The following is a 17,696-nucleotide window of genomic DNA, read 5'->3' on the forward strand; positions in this document are numbered from 1 at the left end:
AATATGGATTCCGTCGACCACCTCCACTTCTACCGTGCTTCTGTGTCTCATTACCTGCGGTCTTGCCAATCCAACGGCTACTTCAAAGACCAAGGATTATGAACGGGGCATTAGCGGAGCAAAACCAAAGCTGGAATCTCCCTCTTGCAATTCAAAACTCTCCATAGACAAGAAATAAGCGCGCGATTGGCATCCAACCGCTGACCATCGTTCTCTACATTGCGAACGCATCTCAATTCCTCATCGTCGAGTCGCAGGTACAGGCCGATAACGGACAGCAATACCCCCCCCCCATAATCGGCCTGCAATATCTAGTGTTCAGCGATGGCATTCTCCAAAGACGGATCAGAAACCGCACTATAAGCGTCACCCGACTTCATCGGCACTCTCATACACTCGGTTACGCCGCGAGCCCGGAGTCTCATAACATCGTCGGCAGTCTGTGAAGTCACCAAAGTGGGACGTTCGCCCTGTTCGCTCAGCAACATCCACTTCTCGAATACCGATCCTCCAGGTGCACAAGCCGCACGCATCGTGGGATTGCCGTCATCCCCACATTCGACAACCACCGCCGTCGAACGAGTTTGAGGTTCCGCACGGTGCCGATATTGGCTGGCAAGCTGAGCATACTCCTTGCCCACTGGCTTGACTCTCCCCTGCTCGTCAATAAGCCCCAGATCATGTTCGAAGGGTGGAAAATCGGACATCGCCTGTGGCACATCGTGTGAGCACCACCAGGTCACCCCATACAGATCGGTGCAATCCAGAGCATGCTCCACGGTCTTTCTGCAAAATTCCGAGACATCTTCAACGTCGATCACATTCTGTGGGGCACCTATCTCCTGCAGCCACACCTGATGATCTGCTTCCAATGCAAACGCTTTGGAGAGTTCGACGAGATACTCGGCATGACGAGTACCTGCTTCGCTCAGTGCACCGTATTTCTGCGCCGTACCATTGAACACCCATGAATGAATGGCGGTGACATCTCCAATTCCGGCAGCCTGCCGAGGAGTAAAGGGATGCCCATCCGAATACCAAACAGCATCATTCTCGCTGTGCAACAGCACATGCCCATTGGCATGCGCCTTCTGCCTGATTGGATCGATCAGTGCACGCAACCAAGCGTCGGTGCTCTCAGTGTTGGCCGACATACGCCGGGGATGCACCCGATCGGCAAACTGGTTGCACTCATTGCCTACGGTCAGCCCTTTGAAACCGGATACCGTCGAGAGTGCATCATACAGCACCCCGACCAATTCGCTCTGCGCCTGCACCGCCTTCTCATCGTCAAACATACTGGTTTCATGCCACGACACAAGCCACGAAGGCACGAAATCAAAACTGGACAAATGCCCCTGCAAAACATCCGAATACACATCCAGACCGCGATCACTGGCCAAGCAAGCCATATGACGGACATCATCGATGCCGTCCTGATTGATCCACGTACGATTTGGCTGCAGCACCGGCCATAACGGAAACAGTCGGACATGGTCCATTCCCAAATTGGCGATGGCATCGAAATCACGCTGCACCGAATCCCAATCAGGGTGAAGCCACATATGGAACCAACCGTGCGACGGCGTGTAGTTCACACCAAATCTCATTGCGCTCACTCCTTGATGCCGCCCTGTTCCAAACCTTGGAAGAAGTAACGCTGGAAGCAGGCGAAGAAGACCAATATCGGGATCAACGACACCAAAGCGCCGGCAGCGATCAGCCTCGGGTCTGAAACAAACATGCCCTTGAGACGGTTCATGCCCAAAGTCAACGTATAATTTTTTTCATCCGAGATGACAATCAGGGGCCAAAGGAAGTCATTCCATGAACCGACGAAGGCGAAGATGCCCACAACTGTCATCGTTCCTTTGACTTCAGGGATGCAGACGTGGATGAACTGCTGCCAGACATTTGCTCCATCGACTTCGGCGGCCTCCTCCAATTCCTTCGGAATGGCCTTGAATGCGTTGGTCATCAACAGAATGTTGATGGCGCCGCACATACCCGGGAGCGCAACCGCAATCAGCGTATTCTGCAGATTGACCGCACGCATAATCAGAAACTGGGAAATGATAACGCCTTCGATGGGAATCACCATCGTCCCCATGAAGAGCAGGAACAAGAACTTGCGGCCACGCCACTCGAGCCTGCCAAGCGCATAACCGGCCATCGTCGAGAACAGGACATTACCAGCAATCGACATGACGGCCACAAGAATGGTGTTCCACATGTAATGGAACACAGGAACCTGTCTGAAGACCTGAGCATAGTTCTCCATCGTCGGCGTTTTCGGAACGATATAGGGAGGCACTGCATATACGTTGTCCCCCGGTCCCTTAAGCGACAGTGAAAGTTCCCAGACGAACGGACCTACCAGAAGGATGAAGACAAGGACGAGAATTGCGTATTGAACAATTTTGCCTACCGTGACATGTTTACGACTGCTTCCCATCAGTTCTCGCTCCTACTTTGGAAGATCTGCTGAACGATCAGCATGAATCCAACGATCACCAACACAATCAGGGACAATGCGCTTGCATAACCCGTGTGGGCTTGTATGCCAGTACCCTCCTGCTGGATCATCATCGACATGGTTATGTCCTGTCCGCCAGGACCGGCCGTACCGTTGGTCAACACATAAATCTCGTTGAAGACACGGAAGGCCGCGATGGTGGAAAGCATCATGATAAGAACGATGGTCGATCTAACACCGGGCATGGTAATCGAGACGAATTTGCGGACGGGGCCGGCACCGTCCAGCGATGCGGCCTCATACAAGGAATCATCGATGTTGGCCAGTGCCGTCAAATAGATGACCATGTAATATCCCAAGCCAAGCCATATGGTGACGAACATGGCGGAAAAAAGAATCATCCATCGATCAGTAAGGAAGGGTATGGGTTGCTTAATAAGGTGCATGCCTTCCAACAGCGAGTTGATCAATCCCTTGGAATCAAGCAGATTCGTCCAAATCATGCCCACAACGACGGCGGACATGACCACTGGAGTATAGAAGGACGTGCGGAAGAAACCCATGATCTTGGAGTTCCCACGGACCAATGACGCCAAAATCAAAGGCAGAATCACCATGAACGGCACTACACAAACAACATAGAGCGTGGAATTGAGCAACGCCGTCCAGAAGTATTCATCGTGGAAGATATCCACGAAGTTCTGGAAACCTATGAACTTGCCGGGCACCAAGAGCGTGGAATCCGTAAACGCCAACCTGAAGGTATTAAGCGCCGCGACAATTACGAATATAAAGACAATACTAAAGGCCGGAGCCACAAAGAGATACGGCGCCAAGGTCCTCAGCACTGACTGCCGATGCCTGACCGGTTTATCCCTTTTCGCCCCAGCCGGGTCGGAGGACAAAGCCTCCGACCCGTTACTGGTGTTTCTTGACATAGATTTGACCGAATTCACTTGATTACTTGTTCAATTTACCGTTGGCGAAGTCCACGGCCTTATCAAGGGCCTGCTTGGCCGTCTGCTTACCTTGCAGGGCAAGTGCGACTTGCTGCTGCAGGTACTTGCTTCCAGCAGCATCGGTGAACTGCGCCGGTCGGCTGGAGAAGCCGTTCTCGACGGCTTTGAGCGTGATTTTCAGCGCCTTGCCTTGCAAGTCGCCCTCATCAATCTTTGCATAGTACGGATCTTCCAGACCGCCCTTGCTGGAGGGGAAAGTGCTGGATTTCTTGGCGAATTCAAGCTGATTCTTCTTATTCGTCACGAATTTGACGAACTTCAACGCCTCGTCCTTATGCTTGGTGGCGGCGCTGACGCTGAGCATCTCATAACCCACAGTCGCGGATTTGCCCAGATCGCTTATCTTCGGCCCCACAGTCAGATGGCTGTATAGATCCGGGGAGTTCTTCTTAAAGTCCGCCGCAGAATACGCGCTTCCACCCATCGCGATAATCGAGCCACGCTGGAAGAAGTCGCCTTGTTGTGACCAGGAAGCGTCCAAAGCCTCCGCAGGGATACCCTTGGCCTTGAACAAATCGACGAACTTTTGAAGGAACGCGACGGCTTTGGGCGTGTTGAACGTATATTCCGTCTGATCCTTGTTCATGAAATCAACGCCAGCAGAGGCATAGTCACCGGCATCGGCAGCCATCATAGTCGACATGTAAGCGCCACAGCCACTGTTGACCATCGTCTGAGCCTGCGAGAAATAATCATCCCAGGTCACGGGAAGCTTATTCGGGTCGAGTCCGCACTTCTGCATGAGTTGGGTGTTGTAGTAGTTCGGCCCGTCATTGACATACCATGGGAACCCGTATGAAGCGGTCTGCATGCCCTTACCGGAGAAGGTCACGGCTTTCCATGCGTTGGGATAGAACTGATCCTTGGCACCAGGATCCTCTTTGGTGATGTTCATCAAGGCACCAGCCTTGGCCAGGCCATATTGCAGGGATGGGCCGGCGTCGACAATGTCGGGCAGTTCCTTTGCGGCCGCCTGCGAAGATAGCTTTTCCTCATAGTTGTCAGAAGGCTGATCCATCCATTTGATGGTGACGTTTGGATTGGCTTTTTCGTAAGCGGCGATCAGCTCTTTAAAATACGGGGTGTATTTATCGTTCTTAAGATTCCACGTCTGGAATGAAATCTCAGTTTTTCCATCTGCGTTTTTATCCCCCTGACCACCACAAGCCCCAACGGACAGGAGCATTACCGCGGCACCAGCGGCGGCAACGGTCTTCTTCAAAGAAAACATCTGATTTCCTTTCTTCTGCACCTCCTCCGGCATTGGAGGAAGCATTACGTTTCAGCTCGAAACAAAGCACTAAAACGCTTTAGTTATTATTATAAAACCTACGAATTCGATTTGTCAATCTCATGCAGTTCCCCCCCCCATGTCCGACATTGAGGCACTTTATCTTCCCATGTCTCCTGGAACCCTGAAGAAGAACTTCACAGGGGCATGGAATCTAGAATTCACATGCCCCTGCAAGTTTCGACGGTTTCCATCGGTTCATCGAGCGATGCGCAGCGTCGCCTGCTGGTATGGGTGCAGCCTCAACGCAGCGCCTTGAACGGGTTGCGAAGAAGCGGCAACGGCACGAGGCAGCTCGGCCGGCAGGGACTGAGCATCCTCAAGTTCACTGACTTCACTGACCACAGCGCCCGCCAGTTCGGCGCAGACATGCAATCTGCCAGACGCCTCGCCGCCAGCAGGCTCATAGAGACGCACAATCACGTCACCGGAACCGTCATCAGCCATCTTGACCCAATCGACCACGATGCTCCCCCGCTCGGCTTGCGCAACCGCGATCGGCTCGAATACCGGCAAAGCCGAGAAGACCGGAGCATTGACCCGAGCGGCCTGAGCAAGTGTACGGTCAACGGAGGCATCGACAACCACGGACCACGCGAACTCGTGATGCCCCTGATCGGTGTCCGGATCAGGATACAGCGGCGCGGAAAGCAGCGAGAGCCTGACCATCGTGCCATGACCTGCCGGCACGGTGCCGTCCAAAGCTCCCGCCGACGTATTATTGCCCGTCACATTGCCAATCGGACTCACATCCGAGCCATAAGTCGTAGCGTTGACCACTGCGGCTGCATATCCCGCCTCGGCCAAGCGCACAAACCGGTGCGTGCAACTTTCGAACATGGCTTCCTGGCTGCGTGAATTCTTCTGAACAGGACGTTCAACCATGCCATACTGGGCCTCATATTGGGCATTGGACACATCGAGTGCCAGCGGCACGTCCACTTTGAGGAATTGCTCCTGCGTGTGCCACTCTACGCCCGCCTCGAAATCAAGCGTGCTCGCACCGCTGTGCAGAATGATCCGAGTCTTGATATCCACACCCTCGGCATGTGACTTGACAGTAGCGATCGCAGCGCCATCAGAATCACGCGTCGCAACGTCAACCAAACGGGACTCCTCCAAACCGTTCGCCATCAGGAAGGCATCACGCTGGATATCCCACGCATCCCACTGATACGGCTCATCACGCATCAGTTCATATCGTCCGAGTCGGGTTCCGGCGGGCACCAGTTCGCGTCCGTTCACCAAGTCAACCAGCGAGGATACGGAACCATCAGCCTCCACCTTGACGGACAATACCCCGTTGGAAAGCACGGCCGAGCCATCAGCGTCCTTCTGCGCTTGCGCAGCAAGTGGAGCACCAACATCCGGCAACACGGCATTCGAGGTAAGCTCTAAGTCAGTCGAAGCAAGATCCTTGACGCGATCCTGCCACACATTGCCGGCCGGATGAGCGCATGCGCCCGGCTGCACAACCCAGTTGCCACCGCGATGGTTCGAATCGTCCCCGGAATCAGCCACCGGCAGTACCACGGCGTCGTCCACAACCGGCAGCGAGGAATCAGCCTGATGAATCGCGGAGGCCGCCTGATCAGCGATTTCGAACAAAGCGTGAATGTCACGCTGATAATCCTCGCGAGCCTCAAGCTCCGCCCATGCGAGCGCGGAACCTGGAAGAATGTCGTGGAACTGATTGAGCAGCAGCTTCTGCCAGATGGCGTCAAGCTGCTGGCGCGGATACCGGTAGTTCGAATCCTTCAGACTCGCCTCCGCGCACAGGTATTCCACCACACGCAGCATGGACTCCTCCTGCCTGCATCCGCGCTTCATGTCCTGCTGCGCGGTCAGTGTCGCACGATGGAGTTCAAGATAAAGCTCGCCTCGATAAATCGGGGTCTCTCCCCTGGCCTCATCGACGACGTCCTGCCGGATCTTGGCATACAGGTCGTCAGGAGTGCCGAAGTCGATCTGCGGCACTCCTTCAAGGTCGCGCATACGGTGAATGCGGCTTACCATCTCGCGATTAGGGCCGCCACCACCATCGCCGTAACCGTAGAGCATGATGGCGTGGTCCGAAAGGTCCTTGTCCAGATAGTTCTTCTGCGAGTAGACGACATCCTTGACTTCCGCGGGAGCGCAATAGGTGTCGGAAGGCGGGAAGTGGGTGAGGATGCCCGTGCCGTCGATGCCCTGCCAGATGAATGAGTGATGCGGGAACTTGGTCGTGTCGTTCCAGGAGATCTTCTGAGTCAGGAACCACTCGAAGCCGGCACGGAGCGCAATCTGCGGCCACGACCCGGTGTAGCCGAAACTGTCGGGCAACCATACACCCTTGGCCACAGCCCCCAAGTGCTCTTTGTAGTATCGCTGGCCGAAAGTGATCTGCCGCACCAGAGACTCGCCGCAGGGCACCATGCCATCGGACTCGACCCACATTCCGCCGACGGGAATGAAACGGCCTTCAGCGATGCGCTCCTTCATGCGATTGAACAGATCGGGATGCTCCGCTTCCAGCCACGCGTACTGCTGCGCAGAACTCATCGCGTAAATGAAATCGGGGTCCTGATCCATCAAAGCCAGTACGTTCGAAACGGTGCGGGCGACCTTGCGTCGGGTCTCACGCACCGGCCAAAGCCACGCGGAGTCGATGTGCGCGTGAGCCACCGCGGTATGTTTGACACTGGAACTGACGGCGGGACGGGACAGAACATCCTTCAGCTGCGCACGCGCCTGAGCCACCGTTCCTACGATGTTCCGCTCGTCATAGACGTTGAGCGAACGTTGAAGCGCCTTGGCCAACTGCCAGTAGCGAGGATCATCGTCCTTCAGCTCGCGCATCAAGGAAGACACGACTTCAAGATCCATGCCGTAGTCGAAAAGGTCACGATTGAAACAGCAGACATCCATACGACGCAACGTATACGGCTGATCCGGCTTACCGGTTGCCTTGAGCCCTACATGCGTGGGTGAGAACGGCGTCGGCCCCTCAACGACGGGATTGGCTGCGGCCTCGAGATAAACAACGAAATTGCCGTCCGCATCGAGAGGAACATGGCGGGTGCCATCAGCATCGATAAGCGGAACCCAGCTGTTGCGGGGATTGACGGCTTTAATGGCAGTGCCGTCGGCGGTATAAGCAAGTGCTTCGGACTGGAAACCAGGGCCACGCTCGGCAAGCCAGCCGAGGTCGGCCACCAGCTCTATCTGGCGTCCTTGGGCCGCCGCCAAATCAATCCGACCAGAGACCTCAAACCATGTCGTGCCCCAAGTGGTGCCCCACGACCCCGGAATCTCAAATACTTGAAAATCGACCTGCCCTGCGCGGGCACGGTCCAAGAAGCCCATAAAAGGCTCGGGCTCGCCAGGATTGGCGAATGCACGCACCGAGCAATGATCGAGAACCGTCTCGACATGAGGCTCCAGCCGTTGCTGGCGCACCCGGTCGCAGCGGCAAAGCTCTTGGTCAGGAGCGAGGAACATGTGGAATCCTTCCTTAGATTCGAATCAGTACCACTGCCATGACATCAGTACTGATGATCAATATGATGGGCATAAGGGCTCATCGTCGTCCGAAAACGACCTGTGGCTGTTCGGCGCAGTCCAACGCCGACCCGAGACAGGACGCGCTCTGACCGGATTGGCGCAACAACAGCTGAGACATCATTGACAAAACCTCCATCAGGTCGTGCGCTCGGCGACTGAGCCGTGCCTCCATACCTAAGCAAGTTTACAAACCATAGAGGACTAAAACGCTTTAGTACCTTTTGCGTGTGCCTTTCGCTCGCAATAAACAAAACCGGTCACGACGCATGAACGCCGTGGCCGGACATCGGTTTTCAGAACGATTGCTATTCGCCTCTATAGCCGTTGGGATTCTTGGTCTGCCAGTTGATCGAGGAGGCGGCCATGTCGTCGATGCCCAGCTCGGCCTTCCAGCCCAGCTCACGCTCGGCCTTGGAGCAATCCGCGTAGCAGGCCGAGATGTCGCCGGGACGACGCGGCTTCATGACGTAGGCGATGGAATGCCCTGCGGCCTTCTCGTATGCCTTGACGACTTCCAGAACCGAGTAGCCATGGCCTGTTCCCAGATTGTAGGTATACACGCCCGGCTTCGCAATCCTGTCGATCACGGCAACGTGTCCTTTGGCCAAGTCGACCACATGAAGATAGTCGCGCACACCTGTTCCGTCAGGCGTGTCGTAATCGTCGCCGAACACTTGCACGGCAGGCAGTTCGCCGAACGCAACTTTGGCGATATAAGGGGTCAGATTTGCCGGAATGCCCTTCGGATCCTCACCAATCAGACCGGACTCATGAGCACCGACCGGGTTGAAGTAACGCAGGATGACGATTGTCCAGGAATCGTCGGCCACATGAACATCGCGCAGCATCTGCTCCTCCATTAGCTTGGTCGAGCCATACGGATTGGTCGTGCCCCCGACAGGGCTTTCCTCCGTCAAGGGCAGGCTTTCCGGAGTGCCATAAACGGTTGCGGAGGATGAGAATACGATGCGCTTGACGTCATGCGAGCGCATGGCCTTAAGCAGCACGAGCGTGCTGTTGAGATTGTTGTCATAGTATTCAATCGGCTTGGCGACGGATTCGCCCACTGACTTCAGGCTCGCGAAGTGGATGACCCAGTCGACCTTGTTCTCTTCGAAGATGCGATCCATCAGGGCCTCGTCCCGCACGTCGCCTTCATAGCGCTTCACGTGCTTGCCGGTGATCTCCTCGACGCGATCGAGCGCCTTAGGAGACGAGTTGGTGTAATTGTCGACACAAACGATGTCGTATCCCCTGTTCAGCAGCTCGACGTCGGTGTGCGTGCCGATATAGCCGGCACCTCCGGTTACCAGAATGGTCGTCATGATTGCTCCTTACTGATTACTGACACATCATAATCTCACAGAAACTTACAATACCTAACATTATCACACATACAACATCATTGCACCTTACGGCAATTCAGGCGTTTTGCGGCAATTCTCAATAGCGACATGTCACACAGACAGGCCAGAGCACGGACACCGACCCAACACATACCATACAACAAACCTCGTAAACCCAACCACGAGGACCCTCCGTTTTGATGAACTTTCAAAACCAGGGCTTTCCGAGAATTGCAATGTCGTTTCGGACCTTTAAACACTGCCGTGATACCGAGAATCCGCCACACCCTGCCCAGTTGATCGCGCATCACGTCACGCATGACGGATTGGTCGCGATCCACCCGCATCGGAGTGTGCTCGGCGTTCACACAAATGCCGTGCTGGCCGAAATAACCGTACGGTGAAAACCGTCAGAAAAGCGTCTTGCGCCCAACGTAACCGGCACTGTACGCAACATGCGCCTGTTCCTCCCATCAAATCCCTCGTTTTCATGGAAGACGGTGCACTGTGGATGACCTCTCGCCACACTATAGTCGTAGAGCCACAATGACGGCAACCAACCGGCCAGCAGAATATGACCACGATATTCTATCCGAGCAGCTCCAACAGGTCGTCCTTGGTCAAGGCGGAGATGCCGGCCGCCGATCCGGAGCTCGCATCGTCCACGAACCGTGTGGCCAGATCGCTTTTGGCCTGCTGCATCTTCAGGATTCGTTCCTCGATGGTATCCTTGGCGACGATCTGGTAGACGTTGACATCCTGGGTCTGGCCGATGCGGTGGGCCCGGTCGGTCGCCTGCTCCTGCGCGGCGGCGTTCCACCACGGATCGGCATGGACCACCACGCACGCACCCGTGAGGTTCAGTCCCGTGTTTCCCGCCTTCAACGAGATCAGAAAGACAGGGGTGTCATCTGCGTTGAATTTGTCGACCAACTCCAAACGTCTGCGCTTAGGGGTCGCACCGGTAATGACGTCATACGCCACATCATCCCGGCGCAGACGCTCGGCGATCAGATCCAGGAAGCTGGTGAACTGGGAGAAGATAAGCATCTTACGACCGGCGTCCTGACAGCTTGAGACCAGTTCCGCGATGGCGTCGAGCTTGGCGGAGGGAACATTACGGGGTTTTGTGGTTTTCCGTCCACCGCCAACGGTGTTCGCCTCGACCTCAGCCGTAAGCTCCGCATCGTCCCAACCATCATCGGCACGCTCGATCTGACGGGCAGGGGCTCCCCACGCGCGGGTATCCTTTTTGACGACGTTGCTGCCGACGTTTTCAAAAAGCAGACGGGGGTCACAACAGGCCTGACGCAGTCGGGTCAGTTGTGCGAGGACTTGAATCTTTCCGGTCTTGAACTCAATGTCCTTCTGCTTGGTCACGGTGGCCCGCAACTGCTGTTCAAGCGCGGCGTATAGTCTGCGCTGCTCCCCCTCCAACCGCACGGTAATCACGTTCTCGATCTTATCGGGCAGATCCTTGAGAACCTGCGACTTCAACCGTCGCAGGATGAACGGCCCGACGAATGCCTGCAATTTCGCCTCGGCATCCGGGTCGCCGCTCATGATCGGCTGTTCGAACCGCTCTCGAAAACGCTTATATGATCCGAGCATTCCGGGCATGAGGAAATCAACGATGCTCCACAACTCGGAAAGACGGTTTTCGATCGGCGTGCCGGTCAGGGCGAAACGGTGCTGCGCCAGTACACTGCGAACCGCACGCGATGACTTGGTCGCATGATTCTTGATGTACTGGGCCTCGTCCAACACCATGGTATAGCAGGTCAGACCTTGGTAATCCTCGATGTCTCGACGCAACAGGTCATATGAGGTGATGATCACGTCCGGAACGGAGCCGGATACACCAGACGATGCATCGTCAGAGCCCGGAGTGAAGGTTCCATCATACTCACTATCCGCCGGGAGGGGACCAGCAGCACTCCGCCAACCGTCATGATATGGCGCAGGATTCTCACCGCCCGCATCACCGGTGCCACGATTGTCGGCCGAGTCGACGGACATGGCCGAACCGTCGACGCGGCTCAGCGAGGAACCTCCCTTCATGGCGTTTTCGACCTCGTAACTCAGGCGATCAGCGGAATCGAAGCCTGACGCGCCATCAACGGGCTGATTCGCATACCATATCTTCGAACGATTCAGGATGGTACGACGCTCAGCCTTTGACCCGGCGAGCACCGAGACCCTCAGACCCGGCGCGAACTTGGCACATTCCGCGGCCCAGTTATAGACCAACGAGGCAGGACATACGATGAGATCAGGCCCGACCTTGCGCTGTTCGGATCGTCGCGCAAGCAGGAACGCCAGCATCTGCACCGTCTTGCCCAAGCCCATTTCGTCAGCCAGAATACCGCCGAAACCCTTATCGCTCACGGCATTGAGCCAGCGGAACCCCTCCATCTGGTATGGGCGCAGTACATTTTCAAAGCTTTGCGGAACCTGGTACCGTCGGGGATCAATGGATCTCAAATCATCCACGTATTGTCTGAAATCAGCGCTTTTCTCCCGCCGATCCGCTTCATGGTCAAGATAGTATGCCTGATACGCAGGCACGGAAGTGCTCCCGGAATCAAGCTCCGAAGGCTTGAGCCCCAAATCGCCGCTCACCTCATCCAGTTTGCTCACATCGACATCATCCATGTTCACGAACGATCCGTCACGCAGACGGTGGAATTTACGGCGTTTACGGTAGCTATTAAGCAAAGCCGGCACATCGGCAGGGTCGATTTCATCGGCTATCGCCGAAACCTCCACCAAACCGGATTTCATTGACAGGCCTATTTTGAACACCGGATGCGGGCTGTTCGTCAACCCGTCAAAAGCCGGAGTGGAAAAAACGTCTCCGAGTCCACGCAACACGGGCAGACCTTCACTGATCAGCCGGTAAATCGCCTTCTCGTCGTCCTGTGGGATACGGGCGACCGACCCGAACGGCTCAGGGAAATACTGTCGCACCGCTTCGACGGCCAGACGTTCGGCCTGCTTGTCACGAACAACGGATCCGCCCGGAGCGATACCCGAAAACACGTGGAACCGCTCGTCACCGTAGCGAGCCTGAACATCACAGGTGATGCCGGATTTGTCGCGATCCAGATATGTTTCAATCACGCATGGCACACGTCGGTTTGCCCATAGTTCAGCAGGCAGTTTCGCTGCAATGCCGTGGGCACGCGAGACGTTGTCGCCATGATTGACATCAGCGGCAGGCTCATCGACGGCGCCAACCAACCTTGCCTCGTTTTCCGCCTGTCCCACTGGCTCGAGAGCCGGCAATACCGTACGCGAAAACTCCTCTATGTCGTCGGCACTCAAATACAGATCGCCACGCTCGCCGACCCCGCATAAGACGGTAAGCAACGCACGATTCTCCACAAATGCCTTGGAACAGCGGTAAATAAGCGGAGTCGCCGCCGAATCCGGTCGCGAATGAACCGGCGTATCGACCACATCCTGCGAATAACCGATGGTCTCGGCGTTCACGGCCGCCTGTTCCTGGCGATCCGACATAGGCCGTCGATGCACAATGACATAGGACGTCACACGCCCAACAACAAACTGCTCTATGACCATATCATGCCGAATCACGTATCCCTTTTTACCGTCATTTTCCCCGGTATCGGCATCCCGAACGCCATCATCATCGGACGCGGCCTCGACCACCAGACCGAGGTCCGGATCGCCATCCACAACCGAAACCGGCATAGCCGAACCATACCAACCTCCGGCATAATCGAGCGTGACATCCTGATTGACATATAAATCAAGCAATTCAGCGGTCTCGTCATCCGATAGGCGCATCCGCTGAGCCTCGTTTTTGGCCTGATAGAACGTATAGTCACCCGAAACGCTGCGACGGATCTCAATGGCGCGTGAAAGAATCGCTATCAGATCCCGAGAACGCCGGTCAAACGAATCAACCGAATGGACGAATGCGAGCTTCTTGCCATACGAAACGAATTCGCGACGGCCGATCGAATCGATAAGGCCGTGCACATCCTTGATGACATATGAAATACCCTTGGAAGGCACGCAGATGTGCAGATGCAAATACCAGTCCCCGCCCTGCCGCTCAAGCATGGGGCGCAACGTGACCGAACCGATGGGCATATGGCGGGTAAGGGCCGTAACGCCACCCGAATCACCCGACGCGCGGCTGCTGACCTCCTTCAACAGTTCGAGCTGGCGGTTCTTGGCCTCCTGTTCAAGCTGCGAATCCTGCTGATGCATATAAGACACCAGCGAACGCGAGGTGCGGCGGGGCGGGCGACGAGCCCGACGGGACGCAACCGCACCGTCAGAAGATTTCCCGAGCCCATATGGCGGCAGTTCCCTGAACACTTGGGGTTTATCGTTATATTGCATTATCAGGGCGATAACATGTTTGCACAGTGATCCATACCGGCCATACGCCGGGCAGGTACAGTTGGAATCCAGTATTTGCCCGTGATTCTCGTCGACGAGCGTCTCGACCTCATAGTCGTCGGCATACTGGTCGGCCGCCTCGACGGATGCAGCCAGTCTGGTCCCTTCGGAACCAGGAGTACACGTAAAATCGTGAATTCGACCGCTTTCGATGACATCGTATGCGCGGTAGAATGATTTGCCTCCAAGTTGCCGCAGGGTTTGTTCGGAAACCACCGGTTCAGCCGAGCCATAGGTGACTCCCCCATCGGAATCAATCACACCTCCAAAACCCTCATCGTCACCGGAATCGAGGCCGAAGCCACCCGCACCGCCCGTGCGGGAACCATAAACCGAGGTGTGCCAATCCAAAATGTCCGATGCCTTTCCTTATAAGATCCCATTGCGTTCGCATACGACACGGTTGCAACACAGCCCGTTCAATGACCTGACTCAACCATGTTCGTAAACCTTCAGTCTACTACCCGTCTGAAGCGTCGCATAATCACTTGGCTCTTGGCGATGAAGCATGGTCACCGCAAAGAAGACACCGCAGATGGGCGACGCCGCCGAAATCCGTCTTTACGGACACAAACACGATGTTCGAGCCACTGCCGAAATGGTTACGACGAATCCGAGACGCCGAAGCCGATATCACGATCCGTGATTCGAAACGGATGATATCATCCCCGCAAATGCCTCGCCAGATAACGACCCGTCAGACTCGCCGGATTCGAAGCGATTGCATCCGGCGTGCCCGCGGCGACGATACGACCGCCTTCCTCGCCTCCACCCGGCCCCATATCGATCACATAATCGGCGTTGGCGATCATGTCAAGGTCATGTTCGATGAACACCACCGTCGCACCGCCTTCGACCAAACGCTCCAGTACGCCGATCAGCGTACGGACGTCGAGCGGATGCAGCCCGGTGGTCGGCTCGTCCAACACAAAAAGCGTGGCGTCCTGCCGTCTGCCCAGTTCGTTGGACAGTTTGAGACGCTGAGCCTCGCCGCCCGACAGACTCGGCGTATCCTCGCCCAGGGTCAGATATCCCAAACCCAGGTCGTGCAGGGTCGAGAGCGCCTGATGAATCCGACGGCACAGGGAAGGCGAGACCATATCCGTCCGTTGGTCGCCGTTGTTTGACCCCACCAAGTCCAACGCTTCCGGTGAATCCCGCTCCCTGGCGCGCTTCGACCGATCAGAGACGAAGAAGTCAAGGGCATCGTCCACTTCGAGATCCAGCACCTGAGGCAACGTCAGCCCTTGCGGGTGGGCATCTGTAGCCAGAAGCACCTCATCGGCCTCGGACCGGTAACGTCTGCCGTCACATTGCGGGCAGGCGATCGTAACATCCGGCAGAAACTGAATATCCAGACTTATCTGCCCGGTGCCGTCACATTGCGGGCAACGCAACGAGCCTGTGTTATAGGAGAAATCGGAGAGCTTGAGTTTGCGCCGTTTCGCCGCATCCGTGGCGGCGAAGGCACGCCTGAGCATATCCATGACGCCGGTGTAGGTGGCCACGGTAGAACGCACGTTGATGCCGATCGGGGTGGAATCCACAAGCTGCACACGTCTGATGCCAGCGGCATCGACGGCACGGACATGAGAGGGCAGACGTCGGGATGCACGAATGGAATCCGAATCGCCTGACGTGCCATCGGAGGCAGCGGATTCATCCACGCCGGTCTGCGCCGCCTCAAGTGCCGGCACCAGCGATTCAAGCACCATCGTGGTTTTGCCTGAACCCGACACACCCGTAACGGCTGTCATACATCCTTTCGGAATCGCGACTCGCAACGGATGCACGGTGTGGATGGGGTCCGTCCGCATGGTGATCCAGTCCGTTTCGCCGTTTCCGGAAGACATGCCTTCAGTCAGGATGACCCGGTTGGAGGAAGCGCTCGAACCCTTGCCAGCGGTTTGCGTGGCGACGCTTCCCGTTCCGCCGCCGTTGCCGTCGATCAGATGAACGCCATTGTTCTTCACGGTCGCCCTTGAATCCCCTTCTACAAACGACCGAAACGCCGTGGACATAGGCGGCAAGGCTTTGCGCTCCCGCACTACGACCGGCTCGGTGCCAGCAAGAAAACCGGCAATACGCGAGTTAGGTGATTGCAGTATCCGTTCAGGCTCGCCCTGCGCCACGATTGTTCCACCACGCGAACCGGCGCCTGGCCCCATCTCGATGAAATAGTCGGCCGCTTTCAAGACGCTCACGTCATGATCGACGAACACCACGGAATTGCCGGATGCCAATAAATCGCGCATGACTCCGACCAGGCCCTCGATATTGGCCGGGTGCAGGCCCGTTGAAGGCTCATCGAGCACATACAGCACACCGGTGGTCTCATTACGCACGGCTCTTGAGAGCTGGGCACGCTGCCGCTCACCCGTGGACAGCGAGGCCGTGGAACGGTCCAGCGTAAGGTAACCCAATCCCAGTTGCATCAGCCTGGCACCCATATCGCAAAGGGCATCGACCAGACTCTGGGCCATGCCGCGCATATCTGTCGGCAGCCCAGCCGACACGGTCGAAGCCCAGTCGAGAACATCACGCAGGGGCCACGAAGTGGCCTCGGCCAGATTGACCTGCCCTATCTTCGGGGCGCGCGCCCTTTCGTTAAGCCGCGAACCCCCGCATTCGGGGCAGGTGCGTTCAACGAGAAACTTGGCGACCTTCTTCATCCGCTTTTCATCGGTGGCGCGGTCAAGCTCTTTGGTGACCGTCAGACGAGCGTTGCGGAAGGTGAAATCGAGATTGTGCACGCCTTTTATGGAGGTGATCGTGATGTGTTTCTTCTCTTCCGGCCCATTGAATACAATCTCACGTTCCGCGTCCGTCAGTTCACGGAAAGGCACGTCGGTGCGCACGCCAAACTCACGTACGATGTCCGGCTGGACGTTAAAACCGAACGTGCGCCAAGGCACCACCGCGCCCTGATCGATCGTCAGGCTTTCATCAGGCACCAACGTCGCGTCGTCCACCTGGCGAATCACGCCCGTCCCTTGGCAGGTTGGACAGGCTCCGGTCGAGTTGAACGCAAGTTCCTCGGCGCTGGGAGGCTCGACCAGAGCGCCGCACTGTTCGCAATGAATCGGGATCTCGGCGGCCACGTCGAGCGTCGGCTTGCAGTAGTGCCCGTTTGGACATCGGTGCGAAGCCAGACGGGAGAACATCAGACGAAGCACATTCAGCGTCTCCGTGGACGTGCCGAATGTCGAACGCATGCCTCCGGCACCGGGGCGCTGCCTCAGCGCGAGCGCCGGAGGGATGAAACGCACCGAATCGACCTGCGCCTTTTCGGCCTGCGTCATCCGTCTTCTGGTATAGGTGGACAAGGCATCAAGATATCGCCTTGAACCCTCCGCGTAGAGCACGCCCAGAGCCAATGAGGATTTGCCCGAACCGCTTACGCCGGCGATGGCCACAAGCCGGTTGAGCGGAATATCGAGATCAAGTCCATGAAGGTTGTGCACTCTGGCGCCACGCACCTCGATAGCGTCCGGAACAGGAGAAGCATCCGCCTGTACTACCGGCATACCACTCTTATCCGTCATGCAATCATCCATCGCTTGGCCGCCTCTTCGTTTTGCACT

8 protein-coding genes and 1 pseudogene are annotated in these 17,696 nt (G+C 56.4%); all 9 read right to left on the minus strand.

What is annotated here, in order from left to right; translation table 11 throughout:
- Positions 1-311: 311 nt before the first annotated feature.
- A complete protein-coding gene (locus BBOH_RS02150; RefSeq protein ID WP_033520507.1) occupies positions 312-1,610 on the minus strand; it encodes a glycoside hydrolase 5 family protein in 1,299 nt (432 codons plus the stop codon).
- 5 nt (positions 1,611-1,615) lie between these two features.
- The gene (locus BBOH_RS02155) at positions 1,616-2,455 is read right to left on the minus strand and encodes a carbohydrate ABC transporter permease (protein ID WP_033520509.1); all 840 of its coding nucleotides are present in this window, start codon (positions 2,453-2,455) and stop codon (positions 1,616-1,618) included.
- Positions 2,455-3,414, minus strand: a complete 960-nt coding sequence (locus BBOH_RS02160; RefSeq protein WP_033520511.1) for a carbohydrate ABC transporter permease — start codon at positions 3,412-3,414, stop codon at positions 2,455-2,457. Before BBOH_RS02160 ends, BBOH_RS02155 begins: the two co-directional genes overlap by 1 nt.
- A gap of 22 nt (positions 3,415-3,436) precedes the next feature.
- Positions 3,437-4,726, minus strand: a complete 1,290-nt coding sequence (locus BBOH_RS02165) for an ABC transporter substrate-binding protein (RefSeq protein ID WP_033520766.1) — start codon at positions 4,724-4,726, stop codon at positions 3,437-3,439.
- Positions 4,727-4,984: 258 nt separating this feature from the next.
- Entirely contained in the window at positions 4,985-8,266 is a 3,282-nt protein-coding gene (locus tag BBOH_RS02170; protein WP_033520513.1) for an alpha-mannosidase, read from the minus strand.
- A 368-nt stretch (positions 8,267-8,634) separates the two neighbouring features.
- Entirely contained in the window at positions 8,635-9,654 is a 1,020-nt protein-coding gene (galE, locus tag BBOH_RS02175) for a UDP-glucose 4-epimerase GalE (RefSeq protein ID WP_033520515.1), read from the minus strand.
- 350 nt (positions 9,655-10,004) lie between these two features.
- Positions 10,005-10,204: pseudogene (locus BBOH_RS09435) on the minus strand (UDP-glucose--hexose-1-phosphate uridylyltransferase); the annotation flags it as partial.
- Between the two features lie 59 nt (positions 10,205-10,263).
- Positions 10,264-14,463 carry a DEAD/DEAH box helicase gene (locus BBOH_RS08185; RefSeq protein WP_052118118.1) on the minus strand — a complete coding sequence of 1,400 codons (4,200 nt, stop codon included), beginning with the start codon at positions 14,461-14,463 and terminating at the stop codon, positions 10,264-10,266.
- Positions 14,464-14,774: 311 nt separating this feature from the next.
- Positions 14,775-17,657 (minus strand): excinuclease ABC subunit UvrA, encoded by a 2,883-nt coding sequence (locus BBOH_RS09180; RefSeq protein ID WP_237743104.1) that lies wholly within the window; start codon positions 17,655-17,657, stop codon positions 14,775-14,777.
- Between the last annotated feature and the right edge of the window lie 39 nt (positions 17,658-17,696).

The sequence above is a fragment of the Bifidobacterium bohemicum DSM 22767 genome (genome assembly GCF_000741525.1).
Taxonomy (GTDB): domain Bacteria; phylum Actinomycetota; class Actinomycetes; order Actinomycetales; family Bifidobacteriaceae; genus Bifidobacterium; species Bifidobacterium bohemicum.